This is a genomic window from Arthrobacter sp. MYb23, from assembly GCF_002979775.1.
GTDB lineage: Bacteria > Actinomycetota > Actinomycetes > Actinomycetales > Micrococcaceae > Arthrobacter.
The window spans coordinates 1-17,995 of record NZ_PCPR01000020.1 but is presented as its reverse complement, the minus strand read 5'-3'; the positions used below and the strand labels follow the sequence as shown (position 1 = coordinate 17,995).

13 protein-coding genes are annotated in these 17,995 nt (G+C 59.5%); 5 read left to right on the top strand and 8 right to left on the bottom strand.

Translation table 11 applies throughout. The features are described 5' to 3' along the window. The first annotated feature begins 89 nt into the window (after window positions 1–89). The 4 genes from CQ020_RS17885 to CQ020_RS24570 all read left to right on the top strand — a co-directional run bounded on the left by CQ020_RS17885 (window position 90) and on the right by CQ020_RS24570 (window position 3,491). Entirely contained in the window at window positions 90–1,259 is a 1,170-nt protein-coding gene (locus CQ020_RS17885) for a glycosyltransferase family 1 protein (RefSeq protein WP_105693073.1), read from the top strand. After that, window positions 1,256–2,641, top strand: coding sequence for a UDP-glucose/GDP-mannose dehydrogenase family protein (locus CQ020_RS17880; RefSeq protein ID WP_105693072.1), 1,386 nt, complete (start codon window positions 1,256–1,258; stop codon window positions 2,639–2,641). The genes CQ020_RS17885 and CQ020_RS17880 overlap by 4 nt, the downstream gene beginning before the upstream one ends. Window positions 2,642–2,695: 54 nt before the next feature. Then, entirely contained in the window at window positions 2,696–2,971 is a 276-nt protein-coding gene (locus tag CQ020_RS24355; protein ID WP_219844524.1) for a hypothetical protein, read from the top strand. A gap of 61 nt (window positions 2,972–3,032) precedes the next feature. Beyond that, entirely contained in the window at window positions 3,033–3,491 is a 459-nt protein-coding gene (locus tag CQ020_RS24570) for a hypothetical protein (RefSeq protein WP_258142066.1), read from the top strand. A gap of 24 nt (window positions 3,492–3,515) precedes the next feature. Here the strand turns inward: CQ020_RS24570 and CQ020_RS17870 are convergent, their stop codons facing one another. From CQ020_RS17870 to CQ020_RS17850, 5 genes are all read right to left on the bottom strand, one after another. After that, window positions 3,516–4,778 carry a plasmid pRiA4b ORF-3 family protein gene (locus tag CQ020_RS17870; RefSeq protein ID WP_181151940.1) on the bottom strand — a complete coding sequence of 421 codons (1,263 nt, stop codon included), beginning with the start codon at window positions 4,776–4,778 and terminating at the stop codon, window positions 3,516–3,518. A gap of 327 nt (window positions 4,779–5,105) precedes the next feature. Next, window positions 5,106–6,368, bottom strand: coding sequence for an APC family permease (locus tag CQ020_RS17865; protein ID WP_105693070.1), 1,263 nt, complete (start codon window positions 6,366–6,368; stop codon window positions 5,106–5,108). An 82-nt stretch (window positions 6,369–6,450) separates the two neighbouring features. Next, window positions 6,451–9,009, bottom strand: a complete 2,559-nt coding sequence (locus CQ020_RS24565; protein ID WP_258142064.1) for a LuxR C-terminal-related transcriptional regulator — start codon at window positions 9,007–9,009, stop codon at window positions 6,451–6,453. Window positions 9,010–9,399: 390 nt separating this feature from the next. Continuing rightward, entirely contained in the window at window positions 9,400–9,603 is a 204-nt protein-coding gene (locus CQ020_RS17855; protein WP_024819996.1) for a cold-shock protein, read from the bottom strand. Window positions 9,604–9,867: 264 nt separating this feature from the next. Then, window positions 9,868–10,068 carry a hypothetical protein gene (locus CQ020_RS17850; RefSeq protein ID WP_105693068.1) on the bottom strand — a complete coding sequence of 67 codons (201 nt, stop codon included), beginning with the start codon at window positions 10,066–10,068 and terminating at the stop codon, window positions 9,868–9,870. Window positions 10,069–10,210: 142 nt separating this feature from the next. Here CQ020_RS17850 and CQ020_RS17845 point away from each other — a divergent pair, with 142 nt between their 5' ends. After that, on the top strand, window positions 10,211–11,455 hold the full coding sequence (locus tag CQ020_RS17845; RefSeq protein WP_105693067.1) for an NAD(P)/FAD-dependent oxidoreductase: 1,245 nt from the start codon (window positions 10,211–10,213) through the stop codon (window positions 11,453–11,455). Between the two features lie 19 nt (window positions 11,456–11,474). Here CQ020_RS17845 and CQ020_RS17840 read toward each other — a convergent pair whose 3' ends face one another. The 3 genes from CQ020_RS17840 to CQ020_RS17830 form a co-directional block, all read right to left on the bottom strand. Then, the gene (locus CQ020_RS17840) at window positions 11,475–11,675 is read right to left on the bottom strand and encodes a hypothetical protein (RefSeq protein WP_105693066.1); all 201 of its coding nucleotides are present in this window, start codon (window positions 11,673–11,675) and stop codon (window positions 11,475–11,477) included. A 259-nt stretch (window positions 11,676–11,934) separates the two neighbouring features. Further along, window positions 11,935–15,057, bottom strand: a complete 3,123-nt coding sequence (locus CQ020_RS17835) for a DUF3427 domain-containing protein (RefSeq protein WP_105693065.1) — start codon at window positions 15,055–15,057, stop codon at window positions 11,935–11,937. Between the two features lie 236 nt (window positions 15,058–15,293). Continuing rightward, window positions 15,294–17,825, bottom strand: coding sequence for a DUF4268 domain-containing protein (locus tag CQ020_RS17830; RefSeq protein WP_105693064.1), 2,532 nt, complete (start codon window positions 17,823–17,825; stop codon window positions 15,294–15,296). Window positions 17,826–17,995: the final 170 nt, after the last annotated feature.

Genomic DNA, 17,995 nt, shown 5'->3' with positions numbered 1-17,995 from the left:
ACCACCCAACCCACCTGTTAACCAACTCTTCCCCCGCAAGCCACCCGTTCGAACCCGCCCCGCCAACCGCCGCGACCACCGTTGTAGGCGTGAGGATCGCAATCGTCGCCGAATCATTCCTGCCATTGATGAATGGGGTAACCCACTCCATACTGCGGGTGCTGGAGCATCTGCAGGAGCGCGGGGATGAGGTGATGGTGATCGCGCCGTCGACGTCGGACACTGATGTTTCGAGCGTCGAGAAGGGTGCGTATGTGCACCGGCTGCCTTCTGTGCCGCTAGCCGGTTACACGAATGTGCGGGTTGCGTTGGGTGGTGTGAATCGGGTCAAGCGAATCCTTGCCGATTTCTCCCCCGACGTCGTTCACCTCGCTTCCCCTTTCGTCCTCGGCTGGCGTGCCGTGCAGGCCGCCCATCAGCTCGGCATCCCCACTGTGGCGATCTACCAAACCGAGGTTCCCAGCTACGCCGCCCGCTATGGTGTGCCGTTCCTGGAGAACTGGGCCTGGAACCGCGTGGACAACATCCACCTCCTGGCCACCCGAACCCTGGTGCCGTCAACGTTCGCACTGAACCAGTTGCGCGGACGCGGCATCCTGCGCGTGGACATGTGGCGACGCGGTGTGGATACCGCGCGCTTCAATCCCGCAAAACGTTCGACGGCGTGGCGCAGCTCCGTAGCGCCCGACGGTCACCGCATCATCGGCTACGTCGGCCGGCTCGCCGTCGAGAAGCAGGTTGAAGATCTCGCCGTGCTGGCTGATTTGCCGAAAACGAAGCTGGTCATCGTCGGCGATGGCCCCCAGAAAGAAGCACTCCAAGCGGCTCTTCCGAATGCCCACTTCGCCGGCTTCCTTGGCGGAGACGCACTGGCCGAGGCCGTCGCGGGCTTCGACCTCTTCGTCCATCCCGGCGAGTTCGAGACCTTCTGCCAAACCATCCAGGAAGCCATGGCATCGGGGGTTCCCGTGGTGGCGACTGGCCGTGGCGGCCCTTTGGACCTCGTGGAAAACTCGCGCACCGGCTGGCTGTACGAGCCCGGGAACCTCAGCCAACTTCGCGGCTACGTTCAGGACTTGATCGGCGACGACGCCAAGCGACGCGCGTTCGCAACGGCAGCAACCGCTTCGGTCCAGGGCCGGACGTGGCCCGTCCTCAGCGCAGACCTGGTCCGCCATTACAACGAAGTCATCTCCGGCGTGCCCAGCGGATCAAGCGGGCCCAGCGAATTCACCTCAAGCAAAGGACCCTCCTTATGAAGATCTCCGTGATCGGCTGCGGCTACCTCGGCGCAGTCCATGCCGCGACGCTCGCTTCAATGGGCCACACCGTGGTGGGCATCGACGTCGACTCCTCCAAAGTTGAGCAGCTCAACAAGGCGATGGCGCCCTTCCATGAACCTGGCTTGGACGAGCTCCTCAAGGACGGTCGCACCACCGGTCGGCTGACGTTCACTACGGACTTCGCTGCTGCCGCAGATGCCCAGGTTCATTTCCTTTGCGTAGGTACCCCGCAGTCCAAAACCTCTGACACTGCCGATCTCTCCTATCTGATGGGCGCCACGAAGAGCCTCCTGCCGCACCTGGGCAAGGGTGCCGCGGTCGTCGGGAAATCTACGGTGCCGGTAGGCACGGTGGAAACGCTCCGCGCGGTTCTGTCCAGGCGCTCGGACGTGCTGCTCGGCTGGAACCCGGAGTTCCTTCGGCAGGGCACTGCGGTGAAGGATTCGCTGGTTCCGGATCGTCTGGTTTACGGCGTCCCTGGTGGCAAGGGCGCCGCTGCAGGTGCCCCGATTACCGCCGCGCTGGACGCGGTGTACGAGCCGCTGATCAGTGCGGGCATCCCGCGGCTGGTCTGCAATTTCGCGACGGCGGAACTCATCAAGTCTGCGTCGAACGCGTTCCTGGCTACGAAGGTCAGCTTCATCAATGCGATGGCCGAGCTGTGCGACGCGTCCGGCGCTGATGTGAGCGAGCTGAGCGAGGCGATGGGCTTGGATCCGCGCATCGGCAACCGCTACCTGCACGCCGGGCTCGGCTTCGGCGGCGGCTGCCTGCCCAAGGACATCAGGTCTTTCCGGGCGCAGGCGCGCGAACTTTCGGTTCCGTCGGTGGATGAGTGGATGGCCTTGGTTGATTCGGTGAACCTGGACCAACGATCCCGTGCTGTGGAGGTGGCCCGCGAGATGTGCCGCGGTTTCCTGTCCGGCCGCACGGTGACCATCCTTGGCGCTGCGTTCAAACCTGACACCGACGACATCCGCGACTCCCCCGCCTTGGACGTCGCCCAGCAACTCTCCGCCGCCGGCGCTCACGTGACCGTCACCGACCCCAAAGCCATCAACAACGCCTGGATCCGCTACCCGCAAATCCGCTTCGAAGCCTCCACCAAGCGCGCCCTCGAAGGCGCCGAGCTGGTGCTGCTGCTCACCGAATGGGACGAATACGTTTCGCTTTCGCCTGTTGTTGCGGGATCTCTCGTACGACGCCGGATGGTGCTGGACGCTCGAAACGTCCTGGACGCTGAGGCCTGGCGGAGTGCGGGGTGGACGGTCCGCGGGTTGGGGACGGGGGCGTCGGTGGTTGGTGCGGAGGGTGGCGCTGCCAAGCCTTGGGACAGGAAGAAGCACGCGGCGCGCTAAGTCATAGGAAACTTCTCCTCCCTTTGCTGTTGCACAGGGTGTTATGGTCACTGGATGCGCCATCGCATCGGCGCATCTACAAGGGGGCAATACATTGAAAAAGGGTTCTATTCGCGCGGCCAAAAAGTGGCATTTCCGAAGCAAGTCTTCATGGTCGCAAGGGCGAAAAGCACTGGGGCTGGTGGCTGTCACATCGCTGCTTCTCACAGCGACAGCCTGTGCTCAGGGAGCGCCGACAAGCGCCAGCTCTGTAAACAGTGCGAAGGCAACTCAATCCGCAACACCCACTCCGACGCCCAGCAAGGTCACTGGCACGGTCTGTACAACTGAAAAGGCCACTCAGACTTCGTCCGGTCAAACGTACATTTGCACGGTTGACCAAGCTGGCAAATTGACATGGCTGGACTCTGCGAGCGCCAAGAAACTCTCTGATCAGCGAGCTGCGGAGGCTGCGGCAAAGGCTGCCGCTGAAAAGGCTGAGGCAGAAAAGGCGGCAGCTGACAAAGCTGCGGCGGACAAGGTTGCGGCCGACAAAGCCGCTGCCGATCAAGCGGCCGCAGTCCAAGCCGCGGCAGATAAGGCCGCCGCAGAAGCAGCTGCCGCGAAGGCCGATGCTGATGCCGCCGCTAAAGCGCAAATCCAACCGAAAGTAGTTCCGGTTGCTCCTCCTGCTCAGGGCAATTGCGACCCCAACTATGCGGGAGCATGCGTGCCAATTGCCTCAGACGTGGACTGCGCGGGCGGCAGCGGTAATGGTCCGGCTTACGTGAGGGGCCCTGTAACGGTGGTCGGCACTGACATCTACCAGCTTGACGGAAACGACAATGATGGGATCGGCTGCGAGAGGTAGCCACCAGTTGGAGCGGCCGCAGTCTCAGACGCTGCGGCCGTCCCAGCGGCTCTGGACGTCCAGCAGAAACTTGATGCCGGCGTCGGACAATTTCTCGTCGTGTCGAGTCCAGCTGGCCCTCTCCCACAACTCCAGCCGGTGCAGGCTCCCAGTGACCTCGTAGTAGAGGTCACTCGCCCATGACAGGGGAATCTCACCGCCCGTTCTGGTTCTCAACCCACCTTGGTGAAGCGCAGCCTGGATCACCAGATCCCTAAGCCCGTAGGGTGGCTCGTCCCCGGTTAGCTCCCAATGGATGAACAGCGGCGTTGCCATGCGCTCCGCGTCGCTGTCTGGATTCGCCAACTCACTTGCCAGGAAATCCCACAGGGCTTCGGGGTCCCCGGCCAGTTTCCGTCCTCTGGGCGTCAAGAGCAGCCTGTCCTTGAGCTTCCGCAAAAGCTTCCACTCCTGCAACTGTTCCCGAAGATTCAGGATTGGCGGCGTGCTCACCTCCACCCGTCCAGCCGAGATCCATTCATCGTCCCAGCCAAGTTCGGTCATGGCGCGCTTCACGAAGGCGGGCTTCAAGTACCCGGCAGAGGTCAAAGGTAGGCCGTCCAGCTGGGCCTCCGTAAGGAACCACAGGATCGGACCCAGGACGTCTTCGTAGTCCGCAGCCGTCACCTCACCTGGCCAGAATCGCTGCGCCAAACTGCGGAGCTGCCCGTTTATTGCCACTAGATCAAAGGCGGCCGGGTCGAACTTGGAGACGTGTTCCTGCGTCACAAATTCAAGCCATTCAACAGCTTCCTTGTGTTCAGGGTGCTTGCGGTTGCTCACCACAGCCACCACGTTGGCGTACCCACCGACTCCCCCGGAATCCTCAATGGGTCCCCTCATCGCTCCGTCGAGGCAGGCGATGGTGTTCTCATGTAGCTCAGCGGGACCCACAACCTCGATCTCGTGCGTCCAGCTGTCACCGAAGTCGTACTCGTAAAGGAGGTCTGAAAGACCGGGCGTCTGAACGTCGAACAGCTCCAGCAGCCGCACGGCAGCTGGGCTTTCGGCACCCTCGGGACCATCGCCGCCGTCGACGTCCATGAAGATGCGCTGCTTGCCAGACTTGTCTTGGCCGGCGACGGCGTACAAATGCGAGTTCTTCCACCCGAAGGCGCACTGGATGGCTTCGTGCAGCTCTGCGACTGTGGCGGTTTCGGGGAGAACGAGTTGCCTCCAGATCAGCGGCTCCGTTTCACTGATGGAAATGCGCAGTTCGACGGCGGGAACGGTGGCGGGTGATTCCATATCCGCCATTCTGCCAGTGCCGTGGAGTGGTTTCGCGTCATGTGTCCTTGGGTCGGGCTGCTAGCGCGAGCGCTCGACGGCGGTCCAACACCTAGGCGCCCTCGTCCAGCACCTATTTTTGGTCCCCACCACCCCTAATTCGCGCCACATCGGTACCTATTCGCCCTCTCCGAACACCTAGAGCCCGGAAACCACCCATAGTCTCTTCTTGTGCCTTCGGGGCGGATATCCCGGTGTCCGGCGGGAGTCCCACCCGCCCTGGCGTAGGAGGCATGACGGCACGGCTCCATCTACCACCCCCTGGTGGGGCCGTGCCCAGCCGGAACGTCAGCGGGCCGGACTGCTAAGCCGCAAACGCACCAAGCGATAGACAATCCCGACCGCAAACATCAGCACACCCACGCCAGCGGATATCGGCGGCAGCGTGGCAACGAGAACCACGCAGGCAACAGCGCCCGCCACCTGCAGGAACTTCGGATACCGCCGGTCTTCCCCTGGCTGAGTGTAGGCAGCGACGTTGGCTACCAAGTAGTAGAGCAGAACTCCGAATGACGAAAAGCCGATTGCCCCGCGAAGATCGGCCACCGCAATGATCACGCAGATCACCGCGGCCAGCGCGATCTCGGCACGGTGCGGGACCTTGTACCGAGGGTGCACTGCGGAGAGCCAATGGGGCAGGTCGTGTTCCCGGGCCATGGCCAGGCTCGTCCTTCCGAGTCCTGCGATGAGAGCCAACAGCGCGCCCAGCGACGCCACGGCAGCACCGACGCGTACTACCGGCGCAGCCCAAGCCAACGCGCCGGCATTCACAGCATCGGCCAGCGGCGTGGGCGTGGCAGCCACTCCATCCGGGCCGAGGGCAGCGAGCAAGGTAACCGCGATGACGGCGTAGATGATGATGGTGATACCCAGGGCAATGCTGATCGCCTGTGGAATGGTGCGCTTGGGTTCGCAAACTTCTTCGCCCATCGTCGCAATCCTTGCGTACCCGGCGAACGCGAAGAACAGCAGCCCCGCCGATTGCAGAATCCCGTACCAGCCGCTGGCCACCAGTCCGTCGCCCACAAAGCTGCCAAAGTCAGGACCTGAGCCACCCCACACCGCAGCGATTGCAATCGTTAGAGCAGCCAGCACCGCTATCACCAGCACGCGCGTCAGCCCGGCTGTCCGCGTCACCCCGTGATAGTTCACCGCAGTCAAAACCACGACGGCGGCAATCGCCACCGGGCGCTCCCACCCTAGCGGTGCGGCATAGGCGGCGAAGGTCATTGCCATCGCAGCGGCGCTCGCCGTCTTGCCGATGACGAAGCCCCATCCGGCCAAAAACCCAGACCAGGGGCCGAGCCGTTCGCGGCCGTAAATATAGGTACCGCCGGAGGTTGGATAGGCAGCAGCGAGCTGGGCCGATGATGTGGCGTTGCAGAAGGCTACGAAGGCAGCCACCACCAAACCGATGAGTAGCCCTGATCCTGCCGCTGCAGCGGCCGGGGTGAACGCCGCGAAAACACCTGCGCCGATCATGGACCCTAGCCCGATCAGCGAGGCGTCGAACGTGCCTAGTCGGCGGGCCAAGGCCGGAGAGTTGCTCACTAAAACCCTTCGCACTGGGAAGCCGGGCGTAGCTGGGAACGCTAATCACCGGTGGTTTGAGGTGGATCCAGCCTATCCCGGCTCAGCGCGGCGGAAGTGAATTCCCCACGAGCATGAAGAGACTATTGCGGGACGTTGCACCCGACTTCCGCAAGGCGTTGGAGATGTGGTTCTCCACCGTCCTGGCACTGATCCCCAGCTGTTCCCCGATCTCCACATTGGTGAGGTGTCCGGCCAAGATGGCTACCTCGATCTCCCGTTCGGTCAGCGGTGTGGTCCTGAACGAATTGAAGGAGAGCTGCTCGTTTACTGACGGGAACCGGACAGCAAAGACAGAGGACGCCTGTGCCATGGCGTCAGCGGCCGTGGCATCGCCTTCGATCACGTGACGTTTGAGAGCTCCCCGGAGCAGCATTCCAACCTGATATGTGTCGATGTCAGGCTCGTAGTGTTTGAGCAGAAGCCCAAGCAGCTTATGGTCCCCCTCCACCACCGCCGAGGCTATGGCAAGGAGCTGATCATGGACGTCAAGGCCACTATCGCGGAGGATTTTCTGCAATAGGTCCAGAACCGGGCGGCCCGGGCAAAGGCAAGTACAAAGCAGCGCAGTCATCATGGCTTCGAGGACGTAGCCGCTCTTCAGCTGCCGCCTGATGAGCTTGGTGGCTTTACGGTCGAACGTCGACGGTTGAGTGTTGTTGTGGACTATGAGCTCGTAAGCTCCCTTGCCGATGCCGGGAAGTGGCCCAACATCCGCCACTTCCGTTCGCGCCTGGGCGGCTATGGAAAGCGCAGGCAGTATGGCCGTTGTTGCGTGTCTGAGTCCTGCGAGCCTGAGCATTGCGTCGTAGAGCGAGTCCACTACGAAGCCCGGGCGACCCATCGCAAAAACGCTGCTCATGAGGTACTCCGCTTCTTCGAAGTGTCCGCCGTAGAGCAGGCCATGCGCGGCCACATAGCTGCTGGTGATCACACCGAACTGGTCCAGACTCTTTCGCGCTTCGGCTCGCCAGTCCAAGGCAAGAACCAAGGACTCCTCCACCCGGCCCGCCGCAAACAATGCGAAACTGCGGATGAAAGGGCGGAGATGTGGGAAGGCGTCGTCGTCACCTGGGCCATCAACAGCTTCCAGTGCTGCTGCAGGGTTGAAGCGGTAAAGCTCCAACAGCCCATGGACCAAGCTCCCCATTCCCGTCATACGGTTTTCAATAGCTCCTGGCACCGGGCTGGTGTCCAGTGGAACCCTGCCGTGGGACGCCTTGAGGAACAAGATGGCATTCTCCACTTCCGCCAGCAAATGCGGATTGTCCCCACCGAACTTTTGGAGGATGTCGACGGCCGCGCTCGTGCCGCGTCCGGTGTGTATGGCAAGCATGGCCTCGGTGACGGTGACAAACAGGAGGTCTTTGGGATCGGCGTCGAAGTCTGTTGTTTCGGAGCAGACACGCCTTGCACGCTCAACGTTCAGGGGCGCGCCCCAGTAGATGCGAAGGAATGCCGCGGCGTTTGCCTCTGATTTGTTAGCCTGCCAGCGTTCAAAGCGGATGCGTTCCCGCTCCGTACTTTGCTCGTGGATTTGCCTGGAGGTAATGGCGTCGTCGTCACCCTTCTCAAGTCGGAGTGATGAAAGCACTCGCGAGAGGCCGTCCGACGTCGTCCTCTCTTCCGGGACCTCGTGTGGAGCGGCCTCAAGGACGCCCGCTATCTTGCTGCGGAGCAACTTACGGTCCCGAAGATTCTTGCTCCCGCGGAAGTAGTCAGCGATGACCGGCGGGCTGATGGCAGCAATCGTGCCATTGTGTTGATCTGCCAGTACGGACAGGAAACCCCTGCGTTCCAGGCCTTCCAGGGCGTCCGCGTGAATGACCTTATGAAGTACGTCGACCCGTGCTGTACCCAGAATCGCCATCATATGTAGAGCTGTGAACTCGTCAGGGCTCAGTTCAGCCAGGAGCGCCTCGACTGTGCCGCGCAGGTGCTCGTTCCATAGGCTTTCGGCCGACATGGACCATTGTGTGTCCTTCATGACCAGAAGATTGCTCAGGGAGGCTGTCTCTGCGATCCGTACTATGAGGCGCGGGTTGCCTGCGGATTTGGTGAGGATGCGTGCAGTTGTGTCGGCGTCCGCCGGGGCACCAAGAACCTGTGCGATGAGGAAGTGGACCTGCTCATAGTGGAGCGGATCCAGTTGCAGATGCGCCTCCCGGCCGTTGTTAAGGACGGCCAACTGACCTCTGGAGAAAGACCAGGTTTCGGGGGCCGTAGCCACCATCGGACAATCCGATCTCCGCCTTACAGCTTCCAGGACAGCCAGGGATTCGCTGTCCACTAGGTGAAGATCGTCAACTACCACCAAGTTTTTCCCGGCCTTGGCCAATTGGCTTGAGAACACGTCAGCGATGTCGAGCACCCCGTTGCGGCCCGGCCTCACATCCAGCCCAAGCCCTTTGATGGCCGCGTACGGAATGGTTCTATGCGTGCGCAGGCCACTGATGAAGTGCACAGAGACTCCGGACTTCTCCAAGTTGCCTATGACGCTGCGTAAGACCGTCGTTTTACCGCTACCCGGCGAGCCGACAACCCTTACTCCGATGCCGCGTGCAACAAAGTCCAGGATTCGTTGAACCTCTGAATCGAACACGCGACCTAGCCTTCTGTTTTTGTGGATGCCCGACATGCGGCTCACTTCGGAGGCTAGATCTTGAAAACGGGACTAGGTGGCAAAACGGCCTTGCACAGACAGTTTGGGGGCACTCTAGGTGGTGATTTGGGCCAAATTAGGTGCTCGGAGGACTCGTCTAGGTGGCAATGACGTTTAGAAGTTACCGGATCCATTGGGGTGCTTCCTCAGCTCGGCGGGTGGATTAAGTTCCACGCTACGGAGTGCTGGGAGGGAATTACATGGGTGTAATTTCCTATGTGGATATATGTTCTATAGTCACAGCTGGTGATAGAACATATTTTCTATGCTTAGGCAGACAAAAAAGCAGGGCCGGTCAGTGACCGGCCCTGCTTCTAAGTTATCCGAAGACTAGACAGCCTGGATGTTTACTGCCTGGGGACCCTTGGGGCCCTGCTCGACGTCGAAGGAAACCTTCTGGTTCTCTTCGAGGGAGCGGTAGCCCGAGGAGTTGATAGCAGAGTAGTGAGCGAAAACGTCCTGGCTGCCATCTTCAGGAGAGATGAAGCCGAAGCCCTTTTCGGAGTTGAACCATTTTACGGTACCTGTAGCCATTTTTTCAGTCCTTACTGAAGGTGGAGATTGTCCCGACTTTCGGGTCTCCGGGTGTGGGGTGTTCTCCACAGTTACTTCAGAAAGTCACGATCCGGAAGGATCGTGGGGACTGCCTGAACTACCAAATGCCAAACACAACAACACCAACTAGTCTACAGAGATTTGAGCAGATGGCTAGTGCTGGGGAACATTTATCCATCGGATTTGTTCCAGAGAGGGAAATATCAGGCGTTCAGGGCACCGGCACTGAGGAGTACTTGGGCGCTACTGCGGCTCGTCACCTTTGGTTGCGCTTTGGTTCCTGTCCTTGATGACCCAGCTGGCAATTGCGGGAGCAGCGGTCGCAATAAGGCACGCTGTTGCCCAGAAGTTGTCCAGTTTGCCGCTGAATAGCAGTACCAGGCTAAGAACGGCCACCACCCACGTTGCGGTATCAAGTGCCCGAATCAAGCTTGCTGTCGACATGCGCAAATCATCCCCCCAGATTCTGTTCCCGAAAGCCTACGTCAATCGACACCGAATTGGCGGCCTGTTCGAGGCGCAGGACCACTTGCAGGACCCACCTTCACCCATGCCCAAACGCTTGCCCCAAGCGTAGAGTTCACCCATGGGACCGACCTCTGACACGGTCATCATCGGCGCAGGCCAAGCGGGCCTCACGATGAGCTACTGGCTCACGCAACTCGGCGTCGAGCATCAGATTCTGGATCGGCGCCACTCGCTTGGCGGTGCATTCCAGGACCGCTGGGACAGCTTCTACATGAACACCCCAAACCTTGCGCTGGACCTCCCTGGGATGCCGTACGACGGCGACGACCGGGACGCGTTTATCTCCCGGGACGCTGTGGTGAACCTCTTCAGGCGGTACGCCGAGCTGATCGCCGCTCCAGTCCACACGGGCGTCGACGTCACCCGGTTGTCCTCGGCGCCGGGCGGTGGATTCAACCTTGAGACATCGCTCGGGAACCTGCGCGCACGCAACGTCGTCCTGGCAACGGGAGCCTACCAAGTCCCCAAGATCCCAGCCCTGGCCGCCAAGCTCCCTGCCGGCGTAACCCAACTGCATACCCATGACTACCGCAATCCGTCGCAGCTCCCGACGGGGGCGGTGCTCATAGTCGGCACGGGCCAGTCTGGCGGGCAGATCGCCGAGGAGCTCCACGCCGCCGGCCGCGAAGTCCACCTCTCCGTATCCGTCGTTCCCGAAGCGCCCCGCCGATACCGCGGCCAGGACCTCATCTACTGGATGCTAGAAACCGGCAAACACGGCCCCGACTACGGCGTCAACGCCCTCACCGCCGAGGCGCTGCCCTCCCCCGCCGCACGCTTCGCCCCCAATCCCCTGCTGTCCGGCATCGACGGCGGCCACGCCATTCACCTCCGCGAGCTCGGTCGGCGCGGCATTCACCTGCACGGCCATCTTGAAACAATCGACGACGGCGACCTCACCTTCAGCGACGACCTCCCTGAGCGTCTTGGCACAGTTGAGTCGATCTTCGCGCAACGCTCGGGAAGGGCGATTGATGCGTACATTGCGGCGGCAGGGATCGACGCGCCGGAGCAGCCTCCCCCGCCGCCAGATAATTGGCACCCACTCGATCAGGCTGAACTGAACCTCGTCGATGCGAACATCACGTCCGTTTTGTGGGCAACCGGGTTCAAGCTCGACTTCGGTTTCGTCGACCTACCGCTGGTCGATGAGTGGGGCTACCCTCGACACTCGCGAGGCGTCACGGAAACCCCCGGTCTTTACGTCGTCGGATTGCCCTGGCTCACCCGGCACTACTCGGCAATCATCGGCGGAGTGGGGCTGGACGCGGAGTACGTAGCAGGACGGGTTGCCGGGGACTGAGCGTCGCACCTCGAGCAGACTAGGCGCCGCCACGCATCTTTTCCGCGCCCTGCCGTCTCTCAAGAGTCACCCAAGCAACCGTCGTCGGGGCCCCGATAAGCACGAGGAGCGTCATAGTCCAGAACCCGTCGATTACTTTTGCGAACTGCAGAGTCAAAACGGTCAGCAGCAGGACTGTAGCTGCAATATTCAAAACGCGGATCTTACGTGCAGTAGTCATTGTCAAAATTGTCCCCCTACGATGTCGTCCAAGAAGCCTAACGCCTCGTGTTAGTGAGCCACGATAATGCTCTGCCCATCCACGAAATCCGAGCGAAAGGGCGGAGACGAACCCCGATGTCCGGCTGACTGAAGTCTAAAAACGACGGGACACAGTCGACGCAGAGATGCATGGGGGCAGCCGGAAAGCGTCTAGGTGCCTTCCTTCCAGGCATGCGACCCCCGCCCTACCTCAACGACACATCACATTGAGCCCGGGTCTACTGGGCCACAGACCGTGCAGTCGCGAATACATCTGCTGGCATTGGACGATGCAGCTTCCACGTAATAGCAATCGGTTTCGTGCCCGAGTACTTTACGATGTCCACTTGGCCGAGACACGTAAAAGGAACCGTAAGGCCGGTCTCATCGTCTGCGGTGTCACGTGTAAATAGGATGATCCGCGAACCATGAGCGCGCCGGTCCAGATAGCGCTTGCCCGTTGGGCTAGTCGGCGATGTCGCGTTCTGCGACTCCCAGTGGAACAGCACCGGGCTTACGGCATAGTCCTTATACATCGTGGTCGCGGAGTGCTTCTTGTCATCTTTGTTCAGCGTCACAAAGAATGCGTCCGTCGCCGTCGCCGGGCACCAAGCAACGCCTTCTCGGTGCTCTACGTTTTTTCCGAGTTCCAGCGAGCCGTACTGAAGCGCCGCGAGAACTTCCTCCCGGCGATACGTCGCGTGCGATAACAGCGGAACTTGTTGGAGTCCCGCCCCGAGACCTTTGCCAGCGTGCTTCGATGATGCGACTCCGAGGCTTACGATTTGCCGGATCTCACTGCACACGAACCCGTAGGCACGTAGGTGATCCAAACCGTCGTCGTACTTCTTGAAGCCGCCGCCGTCGTCCCAAAGTGTGTAGAAGAGCATTCTCGCGAACGTCTGCTCCCGTGCACCCAACTCTGAGTAGCGGGGCGCGTCTGCGGAGACAAGCATGGAATACGCCTCGGCCCGTTCGGGATCGTCAACGTGGATGAGAGCGGCCATTCGGCCCAAGAGCTTCCTCTCCTCGACGTCAGAATGGTCGTGATGCCGGTTCTTCAGAACCGATTCGAGGCCGGAGAAGCCATCTATCATTTGAGCTTGTCGAAGGTAGCCGGTCCAAGAGTCCTTGGTCGAGCGGTAAATGGCCTTGACATCGTTACCCGATTCCTTCAAGTACTCGGCCAGCTCGATTTTTCCGTACGAAGCGATGTCGTTGGTCAATTGACTCCGGTTGTATCGCAGCTGGGCTTTGATGTTTTCCAGCACAATCTTCTGCGCCACGCGGTCCAGTATGATTTGTGACCCGGACGGAAGATATGGGAATTCGTCCTCAACGGCTTTCTCGAGTTGCTTACGGCCGTAGCCTGTAAGTGCCCGATAGCGCAGATCGAAGCGAAACTCACGACGCTGTTGGCCGATGAAATCCAGGATCGTGAGCACAGCTTTGTCGTCGGCACGGCGCAGACCTCGTCCCAGCTGCTGCAGGAAGATCGTGGCGCTCTGCGTTGGCCTCAGCATGAGGATGGTATCCACCTCGGGGATGTCCAGACCTTCGTTGAAGATGTCCACTGCGAATATGCAGTTGATTTCGCGGCTTTTCAGCTGGTTCAAAGCGGCAGCACGCGCGCTCTCGTCGGTGCCGCCGTCGACCGCAACCGAGACGATGCCGGCGTCGTTAAAGACCTTCGCCATGTAGTGAGCATGCCGAACTGAGACGCAGAAGCCGATCGCGCGCATGTATTCGGTGCCGATGACCTTGTCGCGAAGCTCGCGGATCACCTTTGCCGCTCGAGCATCGTTGCCGGTATACACGTCGTCCAGTGCCGCGAGGTCATAACCGCCATTGCGCTTCCAATTGAGCTGGCTTAGATCAACGTCATCGGAGACACCGAAGTAGTGAAAAGGCACCAGGAGATCAGCGTCCAGCGCATCCCAGAGTCGGAGCTCGCTGGCTGTCCGCCCGTCGAAGAACTCCTTAGCGACGTTCCCACCGTCGCCGCGTTCCGGCGTTGCAGTGAGCCCGAGAAGCTGCTGGGGTTCCAGATAGTCGAGCAATTGGCGATAAGTAGGAGCCAATGCGTGATGGAACTCGTCGATGACGACTACGTCGAATTGGTCGGCCTTAAAAGTCCGGACCCCTAGCGAAGCCAGCGACTGTACAGAGGCGAAGACGTGTGTCCAGTCTTGGGGCTTATGGTCGCCGACGTAAAGCTCACCAAAAGCACCGTTCTGCATGACGTTGCGATACGTGCTCATCGATTGCTTCAGGATCTCTTGCCGATGAGCAACGAATAGCAGAGACAGGGGCCTCCCAGCTGCCTCACAGAGGCGCTTGTAGTCGAGCGCAGCTATCACCGTCTTGCCGGTACCCGTCGCTGCCACGAGAAGATTCTTGTTGTATCCCTTGGACCGTTCAGCTTCAAGGTCCTCGAGCATTTCTTCCTGGTGCAAGAACGGCACAACTTCGAGTCCTGTGACTCCGCTTGGGGCCGACGTTCGCTTCCCGCCGTTCCGTTCCAGTGCCGCATCCAACTTGTCGCCGTCACGGTCTGGGTCGTAGAGCTGGAAAGCCTTCTGCTCCCAATAGCTGTCAAAAGTGACCTCAAACTTCTTCAGCAACTCCGGCGTCGCGATTGAACTCAGACGAACGTTCCATTCCAACCCGTCCAACAGGGCGGCCTGACTCAGGTTGGAACTACCCACGTAGGCCGTGTCAAAATTAGTTTCGCGTCTGAATAGCCAGGCTTTCGCGTGAAGGCGAGTGGCTTGGGTTTCGTAGCTGATCTTGACTTCGGCACCGTATCGACGGACGAGCTCATCGATCGCCCGGCGTTCAGTGGCGCCCATGTACGTGGTTGTGATGACCCTGAACTTCACACCGCGCTCGCTCAATTGTTCAAGTGCAGGCTCAAGGAGCCTCAGGCCCGTCCAACGGACGAAAGCGCAGAGCAGATCAACGGTATTGGCCGATTCAATCTCGGTTCGGAGCTCAGCGGCGAGATTCGGATCGGCCTTGCCGTTTGTCAGCAGCGCTGACTCGCTTAGCTTCGTGGTGGGGCGACGGAGCCGGCGTCGTTTAAGGGCATCCGGCTTGTGCAGAGAGAGCAATTGACGCGGACCCGGCGTGACCTGGTTATCGGCCTGTATCTGTGACAAGAGTCGGTTGGCCAGGCCCACACGATCCTCCGGATTGGCAGCCGTGAGTGCATCCTTTACGACCTCAGCTATGTGACGGGAAAGTACGTCGGGGGTGTCTGCCTGGTCGATTTCGCTGACTACTGCGGCGAGTTCCGGCACCAACGAGAGCTTGGATTCGATGTTCGAGGTGTGCAGCAGTTCATATAATCCCTCAGGCATCGCCGCGCGCCCGAGTCCCCCATCAAATGTGTTCACTGCGCCAGGCTATTAGGTTGGAGCGTAAATGGACAAAGATCCACGAGACTTTCTGGCGTATCGGCTATCCGATGACATCAGCAGGAATTTCCGTCTCGAGCCCGAGCTGCCTTGGTCGAGTTGATTTTTGACCGACTCACGTCTCACTTCTGCGGCTGGGAGGCACGCGTAGTGGAAAGTCGCTGCGGACGGTACTGCTTCTAGAGATATCTAGGCAAAACCCTCGCAAATGCGTCGCCCGTGGTCACAAGCCACTCAGCAAGTTCAGGCGCTTCACTCTCTTCCAAGAAGTTCCCGGGGCGCGACACGACGAGCTTTGAGGCTTTGCGGCCCGGCCTCTGGTCCCATTCCAAAGCAAACCCGAGCTCGGCTTCAATGGCGCTGCGCTTAGACAGTAGTCGCGCGTAAAGTTCCTTATCATCATAAATCCAGAAAAGAGTGGTAACAGTACTTCTTTGGGAATTGACCTGAAGCGAAATCAGTCCTCGCGAATCTCCCACTGACACCTCGTAATCGTGGTGTCCCCTGGGCCTGCGCCACGAGACAACGTTTGTCGCACGAGCCACGCCCAGCTCACGCACCTTCTCAAAGAACGCAAGTTTTGCCATTGCTAGCGAGCCGCTAACCCCACCATTTCCCTGAATTCTCGCTCGATTCCGCCTGGTTGCTATGACTTCATGGTCGACTTCTAGCCCAGCCGCCTCAGCGAGTTCCTCTGCATCTATGTACTGCAGTGGCGACGCACGACCTTCAGGATCAAAACTGATGCCCTCCTTTTCAAGAACGAGGCGAGGGTCATCTTTTCGTCCAGGTTCGCTCCATCGAAATCCTTCTGAAATGGTCCCGCCGCTTTGAAGAACCCGCCAAGCATTAACCATCGGGGATTTCGTTATGATCGCGGCCAGCGGTTGGGCCCACGTGCCCGCCACTATGGCCACGTCGCCATAGGAGGTCCATCGCCCGGCTGGGATTTCAGCGAGGATGGCCGCAATCTGGCTCCTCAGTTGAGATGGATCACTCTCGCTGAATGCGACACTTTCGTCGGGTCCGGGCCAAAGTTCTATTATCTTCTCGGCAAGTTTCGAGCTCCTGGCCTCAATCTGTTCGACGCCCCATGATTCTTCGGCGGCGATCTCCCGGTTCATTGCTAGTCCGCTCTTGGCAAGCATTTCGCACTTCTCATGGAATGGTTTGTTGCTGAGTTCGCTGTTGTAACCACTCAGAGTGAGATTGCCGAGGGTATGAACAATTCGCTCATGCTCATAATCGACGTTGGTGTCGGGATCAAAACCTTCAGAGAACAACTCCCGAACAGACTCGGACATTGACTGCGGCAATACGTGTTCTATGGTCAGATGCCTCGGGTCCAGTTCCACGACTTCCTTGGGTCGATACGCCTCCTCCAACCACTGCAATATCAACTTTTTCTGAAGGCCTCTACCTTGCCAATAAAACGCAACTGTTCCAGCTGCATCGCGAATCTGTTGATCGGTTGCGAAATATTTCCTGCCTCTTGAGAGAAACTCGCATAAGGCCAGATCGATCCTCACAGCTTCATTAATAGCACCGACCGCTTGAAGGAGCGTTCGATTCAGATTCGCAGTTGCCCGCCCGATAACGACACGTCTTACGAAGTAAGACTCCAGATATGTCAAGGCGCGAACCACTTCGTCGTCCCCGGCGAGGCCTGTTGCCCTCCGACGTAGAATTTGCATCACTATAGGGTAGGCAGTGGTCGATCCCCACGCTTGGATCCTTGTAAGACGGCGGCGTAGCTCAGCTTGGGATTCTCGGCTGGGATCAAGTATCGTCGCCAGCAGATCGCCCAGTTCCGCAATACGGACTACTTCAGCTTCAAGTTCCTCTATTGAGGCGAGAGCCTCTAGCCGTTTTTGCTGTCCAATGTACGTGTCCGATTGCTTTGCACGCTCGTCACGCTGGGCCAGGTCAAGCCAAAAGAGCAACTCCAAACTGTCCGAATCAAGCTTCCGTTCCAACGGTAACCAGACATTGTCGTAGACTGCTTCGGCCCGCTCGCCGAGCCGCATGAAGAGATAATTCTTGAGTAGGTCACTTTGCGTCAAGCGGAGGCCAGTATTATTTAGCGATTCAAAGATTCTGTGCGCATTGTCTGAAGGTTCCGCCGTCACGACGACCAGAGCCAACCCCCCAACCACAGCGGCTTCCAGTAATTCCAAGTCATGTGGGTCATCAGGATCGTCAGCGGCAGCGATCTTGGCACGGAAAAATCGATAGGCCTCGCCTACTGAGTCTTCACCGCCAGCTTGAGGCGCTCTATTCAGCACAGCCAAGTACGAGGCTCGATCCGCCTGCGTCGGCAGGACCTTCAGCGGCTTGCCCTTATCGAAAACATTGATGAGATATTGCGCGTCAATGCCGTGCGCCCTCTCATGCTGTCCCGTTTCCACGAGGTGATCCCTGAGCGCGGCTAGCAGAAGGGTCAAGGTTGTCAGTCGTTGCTGGCCGTCGACCACGAGAAATTTGTTTACACCGATCGCTCCGAAGTCAGGACTACTGGCAAGCACCAGTGAGCCGATGAAGTGTGAGGATTTGGGATCATATGAAACTGAGCGCTCAAGTTCCACAATGTCGGACCAGAGTTGCTCAAGCTGTTTTTTACCCCAGGAATAGACACGCTGGTATAACGGGATCTGGTACTGCTTTTTTCCCTCCAGAACGCCCGCTAGCGTTCCGTTCTCCGCATGAACCATCCATGCCTCCCGGGCTCTGGTTGTAAAGCAATGACACTACAATCAGGAGCCAGTGTCCATAGTGTGATGCCCTACCGCTGGGCTCTTGCGGCACGCGTCCCGGGCGACACACTTCGTCCTATGAGAGCTCCGTTCCGACTGCCCCCGGCCCGCTGCACCAAACCCACCGC